This is a genomic window from Planctomycetia bacterium (genome assembly GCA_034440135.1).
GTDB lineage: Bacteria > Planctomycetota > Planctomycetia > Pirellulales > JALHLM01 > JALHLM01.
The window spans coordinates 1-18,416 of record JAWXBP010000253.1 but is presented as its reverse complement, the minus strand read 5'-3'; the positions used below and the strand labels follow the sequence as shown (position 1 = coordinate 18,416).

Below are 18,416 nucleotides of genomic sequence, written 5' to 3'. Positions count from 1 at the left end.
CTCGGTGTTCGCGATCAGCCCGTTCATGCCGACCAAGAGTTTCGGCTGGATGATGCTGACGTTGTTGACGGCTTCGCTGGTCGGCAACCTCGTGATGCTGCCGGCGCTGTTGGCCGGTCCGCTAGGCACCCTGTTCGTCTGGGGCATCAATAAGCAGGACGAGCGAAAGGCGCGGAAAAAAAAGTTGAGTGAAGTCCAGTCCGCGCCGCACGCGCCCGTCGAGCAACCCGCGCACCTCCATGCCGCGACCCGGCATTCGCGCCTGAGCGACTCGGTGCACAAGTAAACGCGTCACAGTCTCCTTTCGCTCCGCGAAAGGAGACTGTGTCTATCTCACTGCAACGGACTAGATACCGCGATGCGCTTCGCCTCCAAACGCGGTTGGACTTTCGCGTTGGTCCTGGTTGGGACGATCGTGGGGACGCGTCTCGCCACGGCTGCGGTGACGTTCCGCGTGGTGATGCCGCCCGATGCCGTGGCGGCCGAGAATCCCGGGCGCTTGTATTTATTTCTTTCGCAGCGCGGCGAAAAGGAACCCCGTTTCGGGCCGGATTGGTTTAATCCGGAACCGTTTTTCGGGCTGGACGTCGCGGCGCCGGGGCTCGGCGATTCGATCGTCGTCGACGATGCGGCGGATAGCTTCCCAGCGCCGCTATCAAAGTTGCCGGCCGGCGAATACCGCGCACAGGCGCTCTTGGCGACGAACCCCGACGTCCAGGAACACGCCAAGGGACCGGGCAATCGTTACAGCGACATCTACGAGATCAACGTCCGCCGCGGGCGCGACGAAGTCATCGAACTGGAATTGTTGCATACCGTGGAGGAGCCGGCGCCGCTCGATCACCCGCGGATTCGCGAAATTAAACTCCGCAGCGAACTGCTATCGAAGTTCCACGGCCGCGACGTGTATGAACGTGCGGCGGTCGTGCTGCCGGAGGGTTACGACACGGAAACAGACCGACACTATCCGGTCGTATACGCTATTCCCGGGTTTAGCGGCAGCGAGCGCGATGCGCGGCGCTATCTCCCGTTCGTCGACGCCGGAGGCGAACCATTGATCCTGGTCGCGCTCAGCGGCCAGTGCCAGTGGGGACATCATGTGTACGCCGATAGCGCGACGAACGGTCCGCGCGGACAGGCGCTCGTCGCGGAATTGATCCCGCACATCGATCACGAGTTCCGCACGTTCGCCGAAACGGGGGCGCGTTTCGTGATGGGACACAGCTCCGGCGGCTGGTCCAGCTTGTGGCTGCAGGTCGAGTATCCTGACACGTTCGGGGGTGTCTGGAGCACTTCGCCGGATCCGGTGGATTTTCGCGACTACCAGCAGATCGACCTCTATGCGCGGCCGCCGCAGAACATGTACGTCGACTCCAAGCGGCAGCGCCGCCCGATTGCGCGCCGCGGCGAAACGCCGATCGTGTGGTACGACGATTTTTCCAGGATGGACGACGTGATCGGCCGCGGCGGGCAATTGCGTTCCTTCGAAGCGGTATTCAGCCCGCTCGATGAACAGGGGCTGCCGCGCAAGTTGTGGAATCGCCAGACCGGCACGATCGACCCGGTAACGGCCGAGGCCTGGAAGCCGTACGACATCCGCCTCAAGCTCGAACGCGAGTGGCCGGAAAACGGCCCTGAGTTACAGGGCAAACTCAACATCATCACCGGCGAACTGGACACCTTCTACCTGCAAGGCGCCGTCGAAAAGTTGAAGCCGGCGCTCGCACAACTCGGCAGCGACGCGGTCGTGGAAATCATCCCGCAAAAAGACCACAGCAACCTGCTGACGCAAGGCATGCTGCTACGCATCCGCGGCGAGATGATGGAACGGTTTCGCGCGTCAGAGGCCGCGTCAGCGCCATAGTCGCCTTTCGCTCCGCGAAAGGCCGTTCCTTTCGCGGAGCGAAAGGAGACTGTGACACACGCCGTGACGGGACACGGCTTGGTCCATTCCTCCTTTGCGCGACGCGACGGGAATGCTAGCTTCCCCGTTCTCGGCAGGGTAAATTGGCGTCCAACCGATCGTTCTTCGTCAACCGGGATGGCCGATCTATGTTGCGTTGCTTCCTCACCTTGTGTTGTCTGCTGGCCTTGGTCACGTCCGCGCCGGCGCAGGAATGGACCCGCTTCCGGGGCCCCAACGGCGCGGGGGTCAGCGAGGATTCGACCGTCCCGACGACCTGGACGGAAAACGACTTTAATTGGCGGGTCGATCTGCTGGGCATCGGACATTCGGCGCCGGTGATTTGGGGCGACCGGGTGTTCATCACCAGCGCCGATGAACACACCGCGCTGCGCCATGCGTTATGCCTGGCCGTGAGCGATGGCCGCATTCTCTGGCAGCGAGACTTTCCGTCCGAGGTGCATGACAAACATGCGCGGAACAGTTTTGCCAGCAGCACGCCGGCCGTCGACCAGGATCATGTCTATCTTTCCTGGTCGACGCCGGAACATTACACGTTGCTGGCCCTCGATCACGACGGCCAGGACGTTTGGCAACGCGATCTTGGTCCTTTCGCCGGACAGCACAGCTCCGGCACTTCGCCGATGGTCTACGAAGACCTGGTCATTCTCAACAACGAGCAAGATGGGCCAAGTTTTCTGCTGGCCGTCGACGCCGCGACCGGCAGCGATCGTTGGCGCACGCCGCGCGTCGCCAACATGGTCTCGTATTCCACGCCGTGCGTTTATCAAGGTCCGGGTGGCAAACCTCAGTTGATTTTCATTAGCACGGCGCACGGCATCACCGGGCAGGATCCGCTCACCGGCCGTACGTTGTGGGAGCACAACTGCTTTAAGCTCCGTACCTGTAACTCGCCGGTGGTGTTCGGCGACGTGATTCTCGGCAGTTGCGGATCGGGCCAGGGTGGCAACTACGTGGTCGGCGTGCGTCCTCCGACAGACGGTCAACCGGCCGAAGAGGTTTTTCGGATCGAAGGCAAAGTTCCCTACGTGCCGACGCCGGTCACCAACGGCGAGTTGGCGTTTCTGTGGGAAGACAAAGGGGTCATCTCCTGCATCAACCCCGTTGGCAAGGTGCTATGGCGCGATCGCGTCGACGGCAATTTCTCAGGGTCGCCGATTCGCGTCGGCAACTATTTGTATTGCCTGGCGGAAGACGGCGATTGCTTCGTACTGGAAGCCGGACCAAAGTTCAACCTCGTCGCCCGTAATCCCACCGGCGAAGTCAGCCGCAGCACTCCGTCCGTGGCCGGCGGGGTGCTTTACCTGCGCACCGACAGCCATTTGATCTCGTTGGGCGGCAGGTAGTCGTGTCGCGCTCGTCGCTTGTCAGTTTGACGGCAATAGAGCGCGCGACAGGCAGGACAAGGGAATCCGCCCATCATGCAGGGCGGACGCGACGAGCGCGTAGTCGCAACCAGCCGCGGCGAATCGCCGCAGGTCGTCGGCATTTCGCGCGCCGCCGCCGGAGATGATTTCGAGTTTCGGCAAAGCAGCGCGCAATCGTTCGCAGAGCCCAATAGTGGCCGGGCCGCCGTAGCCGCCGACCGCCGCGAGGTCCAACACGATCATCCCGGCCACGCCAGCTTCGATCACGCGGTGCGCGATCGTTTCGGCGGAAAGCTCAGGCCACACGCCTGGCTGCATGATCGGCTTGCCGAGCTGCAGATCCAGACTGAACACCAGTCGTTCGACGCCGATCATGGGACGCATCGTCTCTAGTTCGTCGACCGACTCCAGCGATTCCAATCCGACGATGATGCGCTGCAACTTAGTTTCCGCGTACTCGAATGACGCCAGCGCTGCGGCCGCCGCTCGATTGCGACAGCCGGCGTCGATCCAGAGGCGGAGACCGATTTCGATCAACTCATGGTAAGTGCTCCAACTCGGCGTTGCGCCGGCAATGGCGTCCAAGTCGGCGACATAGCAATCGGTTGCGCCCTGCTCGAACAAGGCGCGGCCGATCGACGCGGGACGCGCATCCGGAGCGAGTTGCGACACGATCGGCTGATACGATTCTCGACGCCCAGCGATGCCGCGGACGACCTGGCCGCGCAGGATGTCGATTACCGGCAAGATCTGCATAGCGCGCGCCGTTCCTTCGTTTGACATCTCCGCTTCGAGCACTCAAGATGGCGTGGCGTGGCATGGTCAGGCAAGGAGTCCTTCGGCGGAACCAGGTCGCTTGTGTGGTACGAACCGTTTCGCGATTTCGCTTCCTGGCTGTTCATCCTGGACGTCCTGATCATCCTGGGAGCGATTCCCTGGATCCTCTCCCTGAAGCGCGACACCGTCGCGGCCCTGGCCTGGTCGCTGATTGTGATCCTGCTGCCGATCTTCGGCTTCCTGCTGTTTCTGATCTTCGGCTACACGCACGTCTATCGCCCGTTGAAACGCAAACGTCGCCATCGCGTGCGCTTCGAGGCCCGCGCGAGCGCCGCCAAGCGCGGTAAGCGGCAACGCGCGGCCGAGTTCTCCGACTACGGCGGCCTGGCACAGTTAGCCGTCCGACTGGGCGCCTCGCCGCCGCTGCCTGGCAATAAGGTCATGCTCTACAACGCCACGCGCGTGGCCCATGGCGCGCTGCTGGAGGCGATCAGCGAAGCCCAAGATCATATACATCTAGAGTATTACATCGTCCAGCCTGACGATACCGGCCGCGAGCTCTTGGCGCTGTTAACGCGCAAGGCGCTGCAGGGTTGCGAGGTTCGGCTTCTCTACGACGCGCTGGGCTCCTGGACGCTCAAGAGCCGGCTGCTGCGGCCGTTGCATAAGGCGGGCGGGCGCTCGGCTGCGTTCCTGGGCATCAGCCTGTTGCGGCGGCGTTTGCAGGTCAATATGCGGAACCATCGCAAACTGGTCGTCGTCGATGGGCGCATCGCCTTCACGGGCGGGATGAACATCGGCAACGAATACCTGGGAATGAGCCGCTGGTTCCGGCACTGGCGCGATAACCTGGTCCGGCTCGAAGGGCCCGCGGTCGCAGTGTTGCAAAGCGTGTTCGCCGAAGACTGGGACTTTTCCGCACAGGAGCTGCTCGACGCCGATCGCTATTTTCCCGAGCTCGCGCGGGAGGGAGATTCCGTCGTTCAGGTCGTCGATTCCGGGCCGGATCAGACGATCAACACGTTGCGTGAATTGATCTTCGCGGCGCTCACCACGGCCAAAAAGCGGCTCTGCATCGCCACGCCGTACTTTGTGCCGGACACGGGCATACTCGATGCGCTCAATCTGGCGGCGCGCCGTGGCGTCGAAGTTCACATCATATGCCCACGCAGATCGGACAATCGTCTGGCCGACTACGCCGCGCGGTATTACTGGACCGACCTGCTGGCAGAGGGCGTTCACCTGCACGAGTATCGTCGCGGCATGATGCACGCCAAAATGATGCTGATCGACGACGCCTGGGGCTGGGTCGGCACGGCGAATCTCGACCAGCGCAGCCTGCAACTGAACTTCGAAAACGTCTGCGTGCTCCACAGCGAACCGGAACTCGCGTCGCTCGCGAAAACCTTCCAACGCGACCTGCGCCGCTCCGAAGAAGTGCTCTTGGATACTTTCTCCAAGCGCGGCGCCTTCCAGAAACTGATGGAAAACACGTGTCGACTGTTCTCACCGATCTTGTAGGCGCCGTCCTGCGCGGGGATTCACCACGGAGGTCACGGAGCACACGGAGGGGGGAAGGGGATTTCGAATTTCGAAATCCGAATGTCGAACGAAGGCCGAATGCTTGAATTTCGAATGTCACGGCCGAACGATTCGTGGCAAGGCGAGGTCCATTCAGTCATTCGTCATTCGAGCTTGATTCGACATTCGGATTTAGGAATTCGTCATTCAGCAACAGCCCCTTCACCTCGCTGCGTCCATCCGCTAGCCTCACCCTATGTTTCTCGGCATTGAAATCGGCGGGACGAAGTTGCAGTTGGGCATCGGGGATGGGCGGAGCGCTCAGACGGTCGCCTTGGAGCGGCTGACCGTCGACCCGACGCGCGGGGCCGCTGGCATTCGTGAGCAAATCGCCGCGACCGCGGATCAGTTTGCCTCGCGATTCCCTTTGCGCGGCGTGGGGATCGGTTTTGGCGGGCCGGTCGACGTCGGGACCGGGCGTACGATCAAGAGTCATCAGATCGACGGTTGGGAAGATTTTCCGCTCGGCGAATGGTGCCAGCAGACGCTGGGATTGCCCGCCTGTTTGCGCAACGACGCTGACACCGCGGCGCTCGCAGAAGCGCGCTTCGGCGCGGGACGCGGCGCAAATCCTGTGTTCTATGTCACCGTGGGGAGCGGCATCGGTGGCGGATTGGTAATCGACGGCCACATTCACGCCGGCAGCGGACGCGGCGCGGCCGAGATCGGCCACTTACGGCCAGGCCTGCATGCCGACCAGCCCGACATGACGGTCGAATCGATCGCCAGCGGCTGGGGCATCGCAGCGCAAGCGCAAGCGTTGCTTTCCGGCGCGGTGACACAACGGTTCGACGCCTCGATTCAAAGCGGCGCGGTGAATCGATCCGAACGCGAACGCCGCCTTTCCGCCGCGGTAGCCGCCAGCGAGGAGTTCGAAGCGGACCTGCTCGCGCGCGCCGGCGGACAACTCGACGCGGTGACCGGAAAACTCGTGGCGGAAGCGGCCCGCGACGGCAACGGCGTCGCCGCCGACATCCTCCGGCACGCCTGGCAAGCCTTGGGTTGGGGCATCGCGCAAGCCATCACGCTGGTCGCGCCCGAGGTCGTCGTCATCGGCGGCGGCGTAGCGCTCCTGGGCGAAGAAATGCTTCGCCCAGTCCGCGAGCACGTGGCGCAATACGTTTTTCCGCCATTCCGCGACCGCTATCGCATCGTCCCGGCCGGATTAGGCGAGGAGATGGTGGTCTACGGGGCGCTGGCCTTGGCGGCGGATATAATGGAGTCCGCCTGTTAGTTTCGAGTCGCGCGCACGGCGGGCAATTGGCTAGAATGGAATCCGGCACCGAAACCGTCATATTGAGTCGCTCTCCATGTCGCTCGTTTGGCAACAACTGATTGTCGCGCTGATCGTGGCCGCGTGTGCGGCGCATTTGGCCTGGCGTTCGTGGCAGATCGTCGCTGGTCGCGGGAAATCCGGCTGCGGCAGTGCCTGCGGAGGTTGCCAGAGTCAGACGCCCGTGGTGACGGTGGACGCGTTGCGATCGAGCGCCAAGCCATGAGGCGTTGAAGCGGCCCGGCCCGTTGCCGTGGAAAGGAAGCCATGCCACTCATCAAGTCTCGCGCACCCAAGTCGGCCGCGCTTGCTCCGCGCAAAGTGGCTCACGGCGTCGCGATTGCCATCGTCAACTACAACGGTGGTCCAAGATTGCGGGAATGCTTGCGCGCCGTGTGTCGTCAGAGCGTGGCGCCGGAGCGTATTCTGCTGTACGACAACGCGAGCCAGGATGATTCCTGCGATGGCATTCGAGAACGATTTCCAAGCGTCGAAGTCCGTCGCTTTGCGCAGAACCGCGGCTTCGCGGCGGCCTGCAACGCGGCGCTGCGCGAGGCCGACGATTGTCGCTGGGTGGCAGTGTTGAATTCCGATGCGCTGCCGGGCCGGCATTGGCTCGCGCGGATGCTGTCGGCTGCCGAGTCGTTGCCCGACTGCGCGGCGCTATCGAGCCAGTTGATTTCCGCGCGCGACACCGGCCGGCTGGACGGTGCGGGCGACGTTTATCATGTCTGCGGCGCCGCCTGGCGCGCAGGACACGGGCAAATCGCGGCCGAACATTCGCTCGGCGAAGCGCGGGGGCCGCGCGAAGTCTTCTCCGCCTGCGCGGCGGCGGCGTTGTATCGTCGCGACGCTGTATTGGAAGCGGGCGGCTTCGACGAGTCGTTCTTCTGTTACTTCGAAGACGTCGATCTGAGCTATCGACTGCGTTTGGGCGGCCATCGGATCTGGCACGTACCGCGCGCCGTCGCTCGGCACGTCGGCGGCGCATCGAGCGGTCCGCGGAGCGATTTCGCCATCTACCACGGACATCGCAATCTGGTCTGGACCTTCTTTCGCAACACGCCCGCACGGCTGCTGTGGCGTCATCTGCCGCAGCATTTGGCGTGGAACCTGGCGACAGTTCTCTGGTTCGCACTTCGAGGGCGCGGCCGCGTGATCCTACACAGCAAAAGGGATGCGCTGCGAGGATTGCCGCGCATCTTGCGCGAGCGCGCCTCACTTCAAAGGAACGCCGCCGTTGCCGTCGAGAGTTTGCTCAAGGTCATGGAACACGGTTGGCTCAAGCCGTATTTCCGCCGACGAACCACCACGCAAGCCGCGGCGCAAAGCGACTTAGCACCCGACCGAGCGTCGGCGCTTCGGCAGCCGTAGCGGCCGACGCGGCGCCGCTTGCCAGGCGGCATAACGCGATTTGATGATGGCCAGCGCGGGGCGTTCCATGAAACGCGAGAGGGCGATCGCCAGTCCGACCACGCAACCGACGGCCAGTAATAAGCTCACGTTGGCGTTCAGGCCCCAACGGTTCAACGTGCGGATGATCACGTAGCCGACGTTTTGATGCACGAGATATAGCGTATAGGAGATGCCGCCGAGGTACGCGAGCGGCCGGCTCGCGAGCCAGGGGAGTTGCCCGGCGGTCGCCAGGTACATCACGACCGTGAAGGCCGCCACGAGCGACGCGCCGGCGGGAGCGTCGACCAGTGCGTGCCAGAACCAACAAGCGACGACCAGCAGCAGCCAGCCGGGATCGATCGCCACCACGCCGCGCTGCTGATACAGCGCCATCCCGATGATGAAGAGATGGATGAAGCGCAAACTGCCGAGCGTGAGCACCGGCCCGAGCGCGCCGGCGAGCCGCTCCGGCAGCCACCACGCCGCGAGTTGCACGGCGACCGCCAGGGCCAGCCACATGGATAGCGTGCGAATCGCGTTGGACAGCCAACCGAATCGCCACAGCGATAACATCGCGGCGTAGAACAGAATCTCCGCCTGTAGCGACCAATAGGCCCCGTCTACGTGCGGGACGTGCAGGAGCGACTGCACCATCGTGAGATTCACGACGAAATCGCGCAGGCCGACCTCTTGTCCCGGCAGTCCGAACAGCGAGACTACCGTAAACGTCAGCAGCATCGCCGCCCAATACGCCGGATACAACCGTGCGAAACGGGCGACGACAAAGTCGGTGGCCGTCCGCGTGCGGTCCAGCGTCATGAAAATGACGAAGCCGCTGATCATGAAGAACAATTGAACGCCGTAGTCGCCCCGCGGAAAGTCGAACCACAGTCCGTCGGGCGCACCGAAGAGCTGTCCGTAGCGCAACGTGAAATGAAAGAACACCACGCTCAACGCCGCCAGCCCGCGGAGCCCATCCAACTCACGAATCCGCACGGCTGGCTGAGGTGAGGAAATAGCGTTCACCGCGAAGATCTCAGGACGCCTGGAGGGAAGATGCGGAGACGACTCCAAAAGCGCGCAGCCGCGCCCGGCGGAGGAACCGCCCTGAGAAGTGTAGGTCGCAAAATAGGACGTGCGCCAGCGACCAAAAGCCAAGATCAGCGGCACTGAAAACTGAACACTGAAAACTTCCAACTTCCCCCAGCCCTACCCAAAGCTCCCGGTGATATAACTTTGCGTCAACTTGTTGGCGGGGTTCTTGAAGATATGTTCCGTGCGATCGACTTCGACCAGTTCGCCGATGTAGAGGAAGACCGTATAGTCGGAGATCCGCGCGGCCTGCTGCATATTGTGCGTGACGACAATGATCGTGACGTAGTCGCGCAACTCGGCGACCAGTTCTTCGATCTTCGAAGTCGCGACCGGGTCGAGGGCCGAGGTCGGTTCGTCGAGCAGCAGGATTTCCGGGTCGGTCGCCAACGACCGCGCAATGCAAAGCCGCTGTTGCTGCCCCCCAGAAAGTTTGTACGCCGGCTGATGGAGCCGATCTTTCACTTCGTCCCAGAGCGCCGCGGAGCGGAGCGCTTGCTCGATCTTAGCATTGATCGTCGCCTTGTGCTCGCCGCGCAAGCGCAGGCCGAAGGCGACATTCTCGAAGATCGATTTGGGAAACGGGTTCGGCTTCTGAAAGACCATGCTGATCCGCATCCGCATTTCGATCGGATCCACGTCCGGCGAAACGATGTTCACGCCGTCCGGCTGAAGCAGGATCTGGCCTTCATAGCGATTGCCGGGATACAAGTCATGCATCCGGTTGAAGCAGCGGAGCAACGTCGACTTGCCGCATCCGGAAGGTCCGATGATGGCAGTGACCTGACGCTCCAGGAACTGCAAGTTGATATTCTTCAGCGCGCGGACGTTGCCGTAATAGAAGCTCAGGTCGCGCACCTCCGCCTTGACCGACGGGGCCGCGGGCGGCGCAGACGTCTCGGCCGTCGCCACGGGGCGATGTTCCGTCGGCCGGGCTCGTTGTTCGCTTGGCATAGAAGGCGGGTTCGCCGGCAATTCGGAGAAAGCAGTGCTCATGATAGCGAATCTCTTACCATTTGATTCGTTTTCGCATGCGATATCGCACGACGATCGCCACGGCGTTCATCGACAAGGTGATCGCAATCAACAACAGCCCCGCGGCGGCGGCATTGGCCTGGAATTCCACGCCCGGGCGGGAGACCCAATTGAACATCTGAATTGGAAGTACCGTGAATTGATTGTCGAGCCAACGGAGCGTCACCAGTTCGCTGGCGGAGTTGAATGGCAAAAAGGCGATAAACGTCAGCGCGCCGATCGTGATCAGCGGCGCGGTCTCGCCGATGGCGCGCGAGAGACCGATGATGATGCCGGTGGAAATGCCGCCGGTGGAGTATGGCAACAAGTGATGCCAAATCACCTGCCATTTCGAAGCGCCCATGCCATAGGCAGCTTCGCGAATCTCCTGCGGAATCGACCGCAACGCTTCGCGCGTGGCGACGATGATGATTGGCAGGATTAGACACGCCAACGTCAAGCCACCGGCGAGGATGCTGCGTCCCAGCCCGAGCATGTAGACGAACAGCCCGAGCGCCATCAGCCCGTAGATAATCGAAGGCACGCCGGCGAGGTTGGCGATATTCAACTCGATCAACGTGGTGCGCCAGTTCTTCTTGCCGTATTCCTCCAGATACACGCCGGCCGCGACACCCAGCGGAATCGCCGACAGCGTCGTAACCAGCATAATCAACAACGAACCGACCCAGGCGGAGAGCACACCGGCGCGTTCGGCGAAGCGCGAGGGAAACGAAGCGAGTAACGACCAGTCCAGCCGATGTAAGCCGTCGTGCATCAGGTTATAAAACAGCGCGCCCAGCGTCACTAGTCCAATCAATGTGCAGACCGCCCCGGCCAACGAAAACAAGACGTCCTCGAGCCACCGTTTGGCGACGATCCGACGAAGTCGTGGTGTATTGACGCCGAACAGCTGACGCAACTGAAACCAAGGGTGAGCGCACTTTCGCCGCAAGCGCGAGACCTCCATTAGTACGCCTCCCGGAAACGGCGCCGCATCAGGTGGCCGATAATGTTGAAGCCCAGCGTCATCAGGAATAGTGTAAACCCGGCCGCGAAGATCGATTTGTAGCCAATGCTGTCGTGCGGCAAGTCTCCGAGGCAGACTTGCACAATAAACGCGGTCACGGTGGCGGCTGGTTCTGTCGGATTCAAGGTTAGATTGGGTTGCTGCCCCGCGGCGATGGCGACGATCATGGTTTCGCCGATCGCGCGAGAAATGGCCAACACGTATGACGCCACGATGCCGGAGAACGCCGCCGGAAAGACCACGCGAAACACGGTGATGACACGATTCGCCCCGAGGCCGTACGCGCCTTCGCGCAAGATCATTGGCACGGCCCGCATCGCATCTTCCGAGAGCGAACTGATATACGGAATGATCATAATGCCCATCACGATGCCGGCGCTCAGCATGTTGAACGTTGGCAAGTTGGGCATGATCTTTTGCAGCAGCGGCGCCACGAACAAGAGCGCGAAGTAGCCGAACACCACGGTCGGCACCGCGCTTAGCAATTCCAGCACCGGCTTGACGCATTCGCGCACGCGATGCGGCGCGAATTCACTTAGATAAGCGGCGATGATCGTCCCCGCCGGCATGGCCACGGCCAGCGCGACGGCCGTGGTAACCAGCGTGCCGGAGAGGAGCGACATGATGCCGTAACGCGGCGGCTCGAAGAGCGGCGTCCACATCGTGTCGGTCAGAAAGTCGCCCAACGACACGACCTGAAAAAACCGCGCGGACTCGACCATCAAAATGCCGACGATCCCCGCGGTGATCAGCACCGAGGAAACCGCGGCCAGGCAGAGCAGCGATTCGATCGTCCACTCGCGGCGCCTTCGCCACCAGATGAGCGACGGGTTGGGCCTACTCACTTCGTTGCTCCGACTAGACCCGCTCGGGTCCGAATTGCGTCACGCCGCGTTGCCTACTGGACAGCTTCTCGTGCCAAGAGGTCCTCGACCTTGACGCCCACCTCGGGCACGCCGCCGAACACGCTGCCCGTGACGCGTTTTTCGAAGCGTTCCTTCGCCATCGTGTACGCCGCCTCCGGCAGCGGCAGGTATTTCACGTCCTTGGCCAACGTGCCCACGTTTTCGATCAAGAATTCGACATACGCCTTCACTTCCGGCTTATCCGCCGACTTCTTGTTCACATACACGAACAACGGGCGCGACAACGGGTTGTAGATGCCCGCCAGCACGTTTTCCATGCTTGGCATCACCGGCTCCGTTGTGGAGTTCTTCGACCAACTGACCGGTACCGCTTTGAGCTTATCTTTGTTCGGCTCGTAGTAGGCGAATGGGATGTAGCCCAAGGCGTACTTATTGCCGGCCACGCCTTGCACCAACGTGTTGTCGTCTTCGCTGGCTGTGTAGTCGCCGCGGCTGACCTTCGCCTTGCCATTGACGGCTTCGGTGAAGTAATCGAACGTCCCGGAATCGGAACCGGCCCCGAAGAGCGCGAACTTCTCGCTGGGCCAGCCTTCGCGGACCTGGCTCCATTGCGTCACCTGACCCGTGGCGCCCGGCTCCCACATCTTCTTCAATTCATCGACCGTGATCGAGTCGACCCAGTCGTTGTCCTTGTGAACGACGATCGTCAGCGCGTCGAAGCAGATCGGCAATTCGATGTATTCGATGTTGTTCTGCTTCGCGACTTCCATCTCCTCTTTCAGGATGGGGCGCGAGGCGTTCGAAACATCGGTCTCACCGCGGAAGAATTTCTTGAAGCCGCCGCCGGTTCCAGAGTTGCCGACGGTCACATTGACCTTGCCGGCCTGTGAGTTCTGGAATTCCTCGGCAACCGCCTCGCTCACCGGGAAGACGGTGCTGGAACCGTCGATTTGCACGAGCGTCGGCTCTCCCGACGCACCGGAACCGTCACCGCAACCAGCTACCACTCCCAGTGATCCCACCAACACCAGCCACAGCGATAGGCGTCGCATGATTTGTTGCATCCAGCAGGTAGGCGCGCAATTTCCCCAGAGACGCCTTTCACCATAACGGGCAAATGTTCAGAAACGGTTAAGACCCGGCTAGGAATCGGTATGCCCGGGCTAACAGTGGGACCATGAGGCGGTTCAGACGGGGTCGTCGGGCAACGAGACGTTCTGAATGGTGATCGAGAGCGATTCCACGATATCGAGGGGGGTGAGGGAAACCTCGCCGTAGACATCGGCCGCAATATCACCGGCGGCGCCGTGGAGATAGACGCCGAGCCGCGCGGCGTCCAGCGGCGTCAAACCCTGGCCCAGCAGGGCGGTAATGACGCCGGTAAGCACGTCGCCGCTGCCTCCCGTGGCCATACCGGGGTTGCCGGTCGTGTTGTGGAAGGACATTTTTCCATCGGTCACCAAAGTGTGGTGGCCCTTCAGAACCAGCACGATGCCAGCCGACCGGGCCAGTTCAATGGCCTGCGATTCTTGCTCAGCACGGTCATTGGAGGAATTGGGAACCAAACGGCGGAACTCCCCAGAGTGCGGCGTGAGAATCCGCGGTCCGGAGTGTTCAGCGAGCGGCGTTCCGCGATCCGCGAGGGCATTCAACGCGTCGGCGTCGACCACCATCGGCAACGCCACTTCGCGATAGAGCCGATCCACCAGCCAGCCGAGGCCGAGCGATCTGCCGAGACCAGGTCCAATGGCGACCACGTTCACTTGCTCGATGGCACGATGCAGTGCGTCCCAAGCCGTACGCGCGATCCGGCCGTGGCGATCGCTCGGAAGCGCTAACGTCATGTAGGCCGGAAACTGCGCGGCGACGGCGTCGAGAGAAACATCCGGCGTCGCCAATCGCACTAGGCCTGCACCGGAGCGAACCGCCGCCAGGCCGGCCAAGGCAATCGCGCCGCTCATGCCGCGCGAACCACCGATCAATAGCAATCGGCCGTAGTCCCCTTTATGGGATTCCGGATCACGCGGCGCAAGTTGCGGCAGTGACGTCGACATTCGGGCAAGCTCCTGTGCTGCCCTCATTGTCTCCTTTCGCTCGGCGAAAGGAAACTACGCGTCGCGATGGACCGTGTCGGGGCTGAACGCCGGCAAGCAAACGGCGATGTACTCCGCCCCTTCCGCGCCGGGCGAGCTATAGCGGACCCATTCGCCGCGATGCGTGATGATCGCCTGCCCTGCCTCCACGTCCGTCACGCCTTGCTCATGCTCGACGCGCAACATGCCGCGCAGCACGACGGTGTATTCGTCGAACTCCGGTCGTTGCCCAGGCTCTTCCCAGCCCGGCGGACTTTTCATCTGCGCAATGCTGACCGCGGACGTAGATGAGTTTACTCGCCCGACGAACTCGGCGATCGTCTTCGGCTTATTCCCAGCGGCGGAAATGATCTTCGGAGACGCAATGTGTGTGGGCATGACTTGAGTTGTCCGTCAATTCGTGTAATCCCTACGCCGCCTTCGCGGGGCGCGCCTCGGTCAGTTGCGCCGCCACCGCCGCGTAGACGCGATCGACCGTTAGTTCGCGCATGCAATAATGTTTCCGCAACGGGCAGACGCGCTCCTGGCACGGTCCGCAGGGGACGTCTTGCTGCAAGTGAACGCTGCGCGGGTAATGGTTTTCGCTCCAGGCGATATGCGTCGGGCCAAACAGGCTGATCACCGGCACATCGAAGGCCGCGGCGAAATGGCGCGGGCCGCTATCGGTGCTGATCATCAACCGGCTACGGCGAATGCAGGCCTTCGTCAAGCCGATCGAAAGCGGCTCTTCCGCCAGACTCTTCACCCGCGGATGGCCAGACTGTGCGACAATCGACGCCGCCACCTTGCGCTCACTGGGACCGCAGACGACCAGCACGTGGTAGCCCAGGTCGTTGGCCACGCGCGCCGCCAGCTCGGCGAAGTATTCGGTCGGCCAAAGTTTGGCTGCGCCGAACGCGCCGCCGGAGTTGAACACCACGACGCGGTTTCCATCCGGCAGAGCCAACCTGCGCCAGACGGCCGCGGCCGCGCGCTCATCATCGAGCGTCGTCGCGAGATCCATGCGCGGCGATTCCGACGGACAACCGGCCGCGGCGGTGAGACGTAGATAATCGTCCAGCACAGGGCTCGGAATGTATTTGCCGTCTTCGCGGCGGTGATACAGCTTGTCGGTCAACAACGGCCCGCGGCCATAACGCGCGTAGCCGATGCGGCGCTTCGCGCCGGACGCCCAGGCGAGCATTCCGGTGCGCAGCGAATTCGTCAACAACACCGCCATGTCCGGACGTCGCGAACGCAGCCGGCGAATCAGCGACCAACTGCCAAGCGCACGTTCCCGCGCGCGGGGATCGTAAAATAACTGCTCGTCGAGAAACTGCGTTCCCGCCAACACGTCCGCCACATACGGCCGCAATACTCCGATCAAATGCGCATCGGCAAAGTGATTTCGCAACGCCCGTAGCGCCGGCGTGGCCATCACGACGTCGCCCACCCAGTTCGGCAAAAAAACGGCGATGTTCATGGTTGGTAGGCGAAAGGGAAATTGTTCTGAACCGCAGAGGCGGAATGTCGAATGACGAAATCCGAATGACGAATCAAAACTGAATGCTTGAATGTCGAATGAGTTGCAATTGATCCAACTCCTTCATTCGACATTCAGTCATTCGAGCTTCTTTCGTCATTCGGATTTCGTCATTCGACATTCCGCACTAGTCTTTCGTAATATCCAGCTCTTCGCGCGATAGTCCCGCGATGCCGCGGCGTAAGTAGTGCGGGCCGTTCATGCCGTGGATTGAGTTGACGAGATTGGTCGTGGAGATGCCGTCGACCATACGCGACAGGTACAGGCGGCCGCCATACGATTCGACGAAATCCTGGCCGACGACTTGGCCTGGCGCGTACGTGCCCCCTTTAACGAGCACGTGCGGCCGCAGCCTACGGATGGCTTGCAGCGGCGTGTCTTCGTTGAAGATCAGCACGTAGTCGACGACGCTAAGCGCCGCCAACATCCGCGCGCGATCTTGCTCGGCGATCAACGGGCGTCCTGAACCTTTCAACTTCCGTACGCTGCTATCGCTGTTCACGGCGACGACCAGGATCTCTCCCTGCGACGCGGCTTCTTCCAGCGACGTGATGTGGCCCACGTGCAACAGGTCGAAGCAGCCGTTCGTGAACACGACGCGTTGGCCGGCAGCGCGATGTTCGGCGATCTGGGCCGCCAGTCGATCGAGTGGCAGGATCTTGCCAGCTTCCGCCGGCGGTGCGCCAAGTTCGACAAGCAGGTCCTGGCGAATCTCCGCGCGGGGAATGACGACGACCCCTTCCTTTTCGACTTCCAGTCCACCCGCGACATTGCCGAGCCGCACGGCGTCCGCCGCAGAAACGTTGGCCGCGAGCGCCACGCCGATCATGGCCAGCACCATGTCGCCTGCGCCGGTGATGTCGTAGACGTCGCGCGCGCGGGTGGCAAAATGTTCGCGGAAGAAGTCGTCGGCGCGACGACCTGGCCGACCGTGCGCGTTCGATTCGACCAGCACCGCGCCGTCGCGGTCGAGCGTGATCACCACGAGGCCGAGCTCCAATTCGCGGCAGAGCCAAACGCCCGCGTCGAACGGATCTTCTAATTGCAGCGGCCCATGCTCGCCGTGTTTGGCCGCGCGGAGTTGAAATTTGCGCTCCACGGCCAGTTCCGCTTCGACGCGGTTCGCCTTGATCGCCGTGGCGCCGCGGTACTTCGACCAATCGACGCCGCGCCCTGGATCAACCACGACCGGCACGCCCAACTTGCGCCCGAGCGCCGTCACGGCACGCATCACGGCGGGCGTGCAGACGCCTTTGTCGTAGTCGGAAACCAGAATCGCGTCGAATGGGCAAACTTGTGCGTCTTCCGGTTGCGGCATCACGTCGCCATGTTCGGCGATCACCGATTGCGTCGCCAAAGCGTTGCGCCAGTCGCTGGTGATTGGCACAATCGTTTCGCGATACGACTCCGACGGCGTCGTCTCCGGGAAATCCGGGTACGACGGCAACTCGTCGGCCAGCGTGTAGTCGTGCTCGTCGGACGACCAACGCGAGACGTCCGCTTCGCAAAGGCGTTCCAGCTGTTCGATTAAAGCGCGTTCCACGTGCCCCTCGACGGCGGCGCGTTCTTCCGTGTCGACACGGAGAATCTGGTGGCCGTGGCGATTCGCGGCGCGGCCGATAAAGCGCTCTTTTTCCGTCGTTGGGCGTTCGGGATCGATGACCAGGCCCGCCACGTCGATGCCGGTCGCGGCCAGCAGTTCGCGCAGTTGGCGACCGGCGTTGTCATCGCCCACGACGCCGACGCAAGCGACTTCCGCTTCGAGTCCGCGGAGCATTTGACAGACGTTCGCTGCGCCGCCGAGACGCTGTTCGCGCCGATCGGCGCGCAGCAAGATCACCGGGGCCTCCTGGCTGACCCGCTCGGCATTCCCCCAGGTATACCGGTCAAGAATTAGATCCCCCACGACGAGCATTCGCGGGCGTCCGAGGCGATCAAACACGTCGAGCAAATGTTCCGACGCTTCGTTACGCATGGTTGGCTTCCCTGCCAGCGGTGAAAAGGCAGCATCGTGCTGCGAGGCAGAGCATACCGGCATTGGCGAGATCGACCAAGATCGACGCTGAGAAGTTAGGCCAACGGCGCGAACGGGGCGGTTGGCGATTCGATTATCCCGAACCCCGTGGCCCGATTTCAATCGCCAATCACTTCACACGGCGCGACTTGGCGGCCGTTTCGTCGACCATCGGGAGGTAGCGGTAGTAGACCTCCAAGCTCAGCGTGGCCAAGGCCGTGCTGTAGATGCGGCCGCCGTGTCCACCCCAGACGGCGTCCGGATTCCAGCTTCCGGCGTACGGGCCCGAGGCCGTCTGACCGGCCAGTAGCCGCGTTTGCAACGCGCGGTTCCAGGTTTCCCAAGATTGTCCGCCGAGCTGATGCATCGCCAGCGTGCCGTAGTACCAGTAGTAGTAGTTGTCGGCGGACCTGCCGGGCAGATCGTTCATCAGTCGCTCGGCGGCCTCGGCGGCGGCCGGGGTTTCTCCGG

Annotated in this window: 18 protein-coding genes; 7 read left to right on the top strand and 11 right to left on the bottom strand. The window is 62.4% G+C overall.

Annotated features, from left to right (window positions below):
* The 3 genes from SGJ19_15630 to SGJ19_15620 all read left to right on the top strand — a co-directional run.
* Window positions 1–286: hypothetical protein (locus tag SGJ19_15630; GenBank protein MDZ4781682.1), on the top strand; the 286-nt coding region annotated here is incomplete at its 5' end.
* Window positions 287–358: 72 nt separating this feature from the next.
* A complete protein-coding gene (locus SGJ19_15625) occupies window positions 359–1,864 on the top strand; it encodes an alpha/beta hydrolase-fold protein (GenBank protein ID MDZ4781681.1) in 1,506 nt (501 codons plus the stop codon).
* Between the two features lie 188 nt (window positions 1,865–2,052).
* Window positions 2,053–3,270: a PQQ-binding-like beta-propeller repeat protein gene (locus SGJ19_15620; protein ID MDZ4781680.1), complete on the top strand. Its 1,218-nt coding sequence runs from the start codon at window positions 2,053–2,055 to the stop codon at window positions 3,268–3,270.
* Between the two features lie 21 nt (window positions 3,271–3,291).
* On the opposite strand, the gene SGJ19_15615 is transcribed toward SGJ19_15620, so the two are convergent.
* Complete coding sequence (locus SGJ19_15615) at window positions 3,292–4,074, bottom strand: HisA/HisF-related TIM barrel protein (protein ID MDZ4781679.1); 783 nt, start codon at window positions 4,072–4,074, stop codon at window positions 3,292–3,294.
* Window positions 4,075–4,149: 75 nt separating this feature from the next.
* Between SGJ19_15615 and cls the strand changes: the two genes are divergently transcribed.
* The 4 genes from cls (at window position 4,150) to SGJ19_15595 (ending at window position 8,296) form a co-directional block, all read left to right on the top strand.
* Window positions 4,150–5,589: a cardiolipin synthase gene (gene cls, locus SGJ19_15610; GenBank protein MDZ4781678.1), complete on the top strand. Its 1,440-nt coding sequence runs from the start codon at window positions 4,150–4,152 to the stop codon at window positions 5,587–5,589.
* 256 nt (window positions 5,590–5,845) lie between these two features.
* Entirely contained in the window at window positions 5,846–6,883 is a 1,038-nt protein-coding gene (locus SGJ19_15605; protein MDZ4781677.1) for an ROK family protein, read from the top strand.
* A 76-nt stretch (window positions 6,884–6,959) separates the two neighbouring features.
* Window positions 6,960–7,148, top strand: a complete 189-nt coding sequence (locus SGJ19_15600; protein MDZ4781676.1) for a FeoB-associated Cys-rich membrane protein — start codon at window positions 6,960–6,962, stop codon at window positions 7,146–7,148.
* Window positions 7,149–7,189: 41 nt separating this feature from the next.
* On the top strand, window positions 7,190–8,296 hold the full coding sequence (locus SGJ19_15595) for a glycosyltransferase family 2 protein (protein MDZ4781675.1): 1,107 nt from the start codon (window positions 7,190–7,192) through the stop codon (window positions 8,294–8,296).
* Here the strand turns inward: SGJ19_15595 and SGJ19_15590 are convergent.
* The 10 genes from SGJ19_15590 to SGJ19_15545 all read right to left on the bottom strand — a co-directional run.
* Window positions 8,258–9,343: an acyltransferase gene (locus tag SGJ19_15590; GenBank protein ID MDZ4781674.1), complete on the bottom strand. Its 1,086-nt coding sequence runs from the start codon at window positions 9,341–9,343 to the stop codon at window positions 8,258–8,260. The two genes, SGJ19_15595 and SGJ19_15590, sit on opposite strands and share 39 nt — an antisense overlap.
* A 183-nt stretch (window positions 9,344–9,526) precedes the next feature.
* A complete protein-coding gene (gene pstB, locus SGJ19_15585) occupies window positions 9,527–10,405 on the bottom strand; it encodes a phosphate ABC transporter ATP-binding protein PstB (protein ID MDZ4781673.1) in 879 nt (292 codons plus the stop codon).
* A gap of 13 nt (window positions 10,406–10,418) precedes the next feature.
* Window positions 10,419–11,333, bottom strand: coding sequence for a phosphate ABC transporter permease PstA (gene pstA / locus SGJ19_15580; GenBank protein MDZ4781672.1), 915 nt, complete (start codon window positions 11,331–11,333; stop codon window positions 10,419–10,421).
* A gap of 56 nt (window positions 11,334–11,389) precedes the next feature.
* The gene (gene pstC / locus SGJ19_15575; GenBank protein MDZ4781671.1) at window positions 11,390–12,295 is read right to left on the bottom strand and encodes a phosphate ABC transporter permease subunit PstC; all 906 of its coding nucleotides are present in this window, start codon (window positions 12,293–12,295) and stop codon (window positions 11,390–11,392) included.
* 53 nt (window positions 12,296–12,348) lie between these two features.
* Window positions 12,349–13,368 (bottom strand): PstS family phosphate ABC transporter substrate-binding protein, encoded by a 1,020-nt coding sequence (locus SGJ19_15570; protein ID MDZ4781670.1) that lies wholly within the window; start codon window positions 13,366–13,368, stop codon window positions 12,349–12,351.
* A 135-nt stretch (window positions 13,369–13,503) separates the two neighbouring features.
* Window positions 13,504–14,370 (bottom strand): NAD(P)H-hydrate dehydratase, encoded by an 867-nt coding sequence (locus SGJ19_15565; protein MDZ4781669.1) that lies wholly within the window; start codon window positions 14,368–14,370, stop codon window positions 13,504–13,506.
* Between the two features lie 54 nt (window positions 14,371–14,424).
* On the bottom strand, window positions 14,425–14,787 hold the full coding sequence (locus tag SGJ19_15560) for a cupin domain-containing protein (protein MDZ4781668.1): 363 nt from the start codon (window positions 14,785–14,787) through the stop codon (window positions 14,425–14,427).
* A 31-nt stretch (window positions 14,788–14,818) separates the two neighbouring features.
* On the bottom strand, window positions 14,819–15,871 hold the full coding sequence (gene waaF / locus SGJ19_15555) for a lipopolysaccharide heptosyltransferase II (GenBank protein ID MDZ4781667.1): 1,053 nt from the start codon (window positions 15,869–15,871) through the stop codon (window positions 14,819–14,821).
* Window positions 15,872–16,058: 187 nt separating this feature from the next.
* On the bottom strand, window positions 16,059–17,906 hold the full coding sequence (gene rfaE2 / locus SGJ19_15550) for a D-glycero-beta-D-manno-heptose 1-phosphate adenylyltransferase (GenBank protein MDZ4781666.1): 1,848 nt from the start codon (window positions 17,904–17,906) through the stop codon (window positions 16,059–16,061).
* Between the two features lie 169 nt (window positions 17,907–18,075).
* A partial coding sequence (locus tag SGJ19_15545; GenBank protein MDZ4781665.1) for a hypothetical protein occupies window positions 18,076–18,416 on the bottom strand: 341 nt, incomplete at its 5' end.

What these genes read in the sequence shown, in the direction of transcription:
- SGJ19_15625 (MDZ4781681.1), top strand. Translation starts at nt 359, where the DNA reads ATGCGCTTCGCCTCCAAACGCGGTTGGACTTTCGCGTTGGTCCTGGTT.
- SGJ19_15620 (MDZ4781680.1), top strand. Translation starts at nt 2,053, where the DNA reads ATGTTGCGTTGCTTCCTCACCTTGTGTTGTCTGCTGGCCTTGGTCACG.
- SGJ19_15615 (MDZ4781679.1), bottom strand. Translation starts at nt 4,074, where the DNA reads ATGTCAAACGAAGGAACGGCGCGCGCTATGCAGATCTTGCCGGTAATC.
- SGJ19_15605 (MDZ4781677.1), top strand. Translation starts at nt 5,846, where the DNA reads ATGTTTCTCGGCATTGAAATCGGCGGGACGAAGTTGCAGTTGGGCATC.
- SGJ19_15600 (MDZ4781676.1), top strand. Translation starts at nt 6,960, where the DNA reads ATGTCGCTCGTTTGGCAACAACTGATTGTCGCGCTGATCGTGGCCGCG.
- SGJ19_15595 (MDZ4781675.1), top strand. Translation starts at nt 7,190, where the DNA reads ATGCCACTCATCAAGTCTCGCGCACCCAAGTCGGCCGCGCTTGCTCCG.
- pstB (MDZ4781673.1), bottom strand. Translation starts at nt 10,405, where the DNA reads ATGAGCACTGCTTTCTCCGAATTGCCGGCGAACCCGCCTTCTATGCCA.
- SGJ19_15570 (MDZ4781670.1), bottom strand. Translation starts at nt 13,368, where the DNA reads ATGCGACGCCTATCGCTGTGGCTGGTGTTGGTGGGATCACTGGGAGTG.
- SGJ19_15565 (MDZ4781669.1), bottom strand. Translation starts at nt 14,370, where the DNA reads ATGTCGACGTCACTGCCGCAACTTGCGCCGCGTGATCCGGAATCCCAT.
- SGJ19_15560 (MDZ4781668.1), bottom strand. Translation starts at nt 14,787, where the DNA reads ATGCCCACACACATTGCGTCTCCGAAGATCATTTCCGCCGCTGGGAAT.
- waaF (MDZ4781667.1), bottom strand. Translation starts at nt 15,871, where the DNA reads ATGAACATCGCCGTTTTTTTGCCGAACTGGGTGGGCGACGTCGTGATG.
- rfaE2 (MDZ4781666.1), bottom strand. Translation starts at nt 17,906, where the DNA reads ATGCGTAACGAAGCGTCGGAACATTTGCTCGACGTGTTTGATCGCCTC.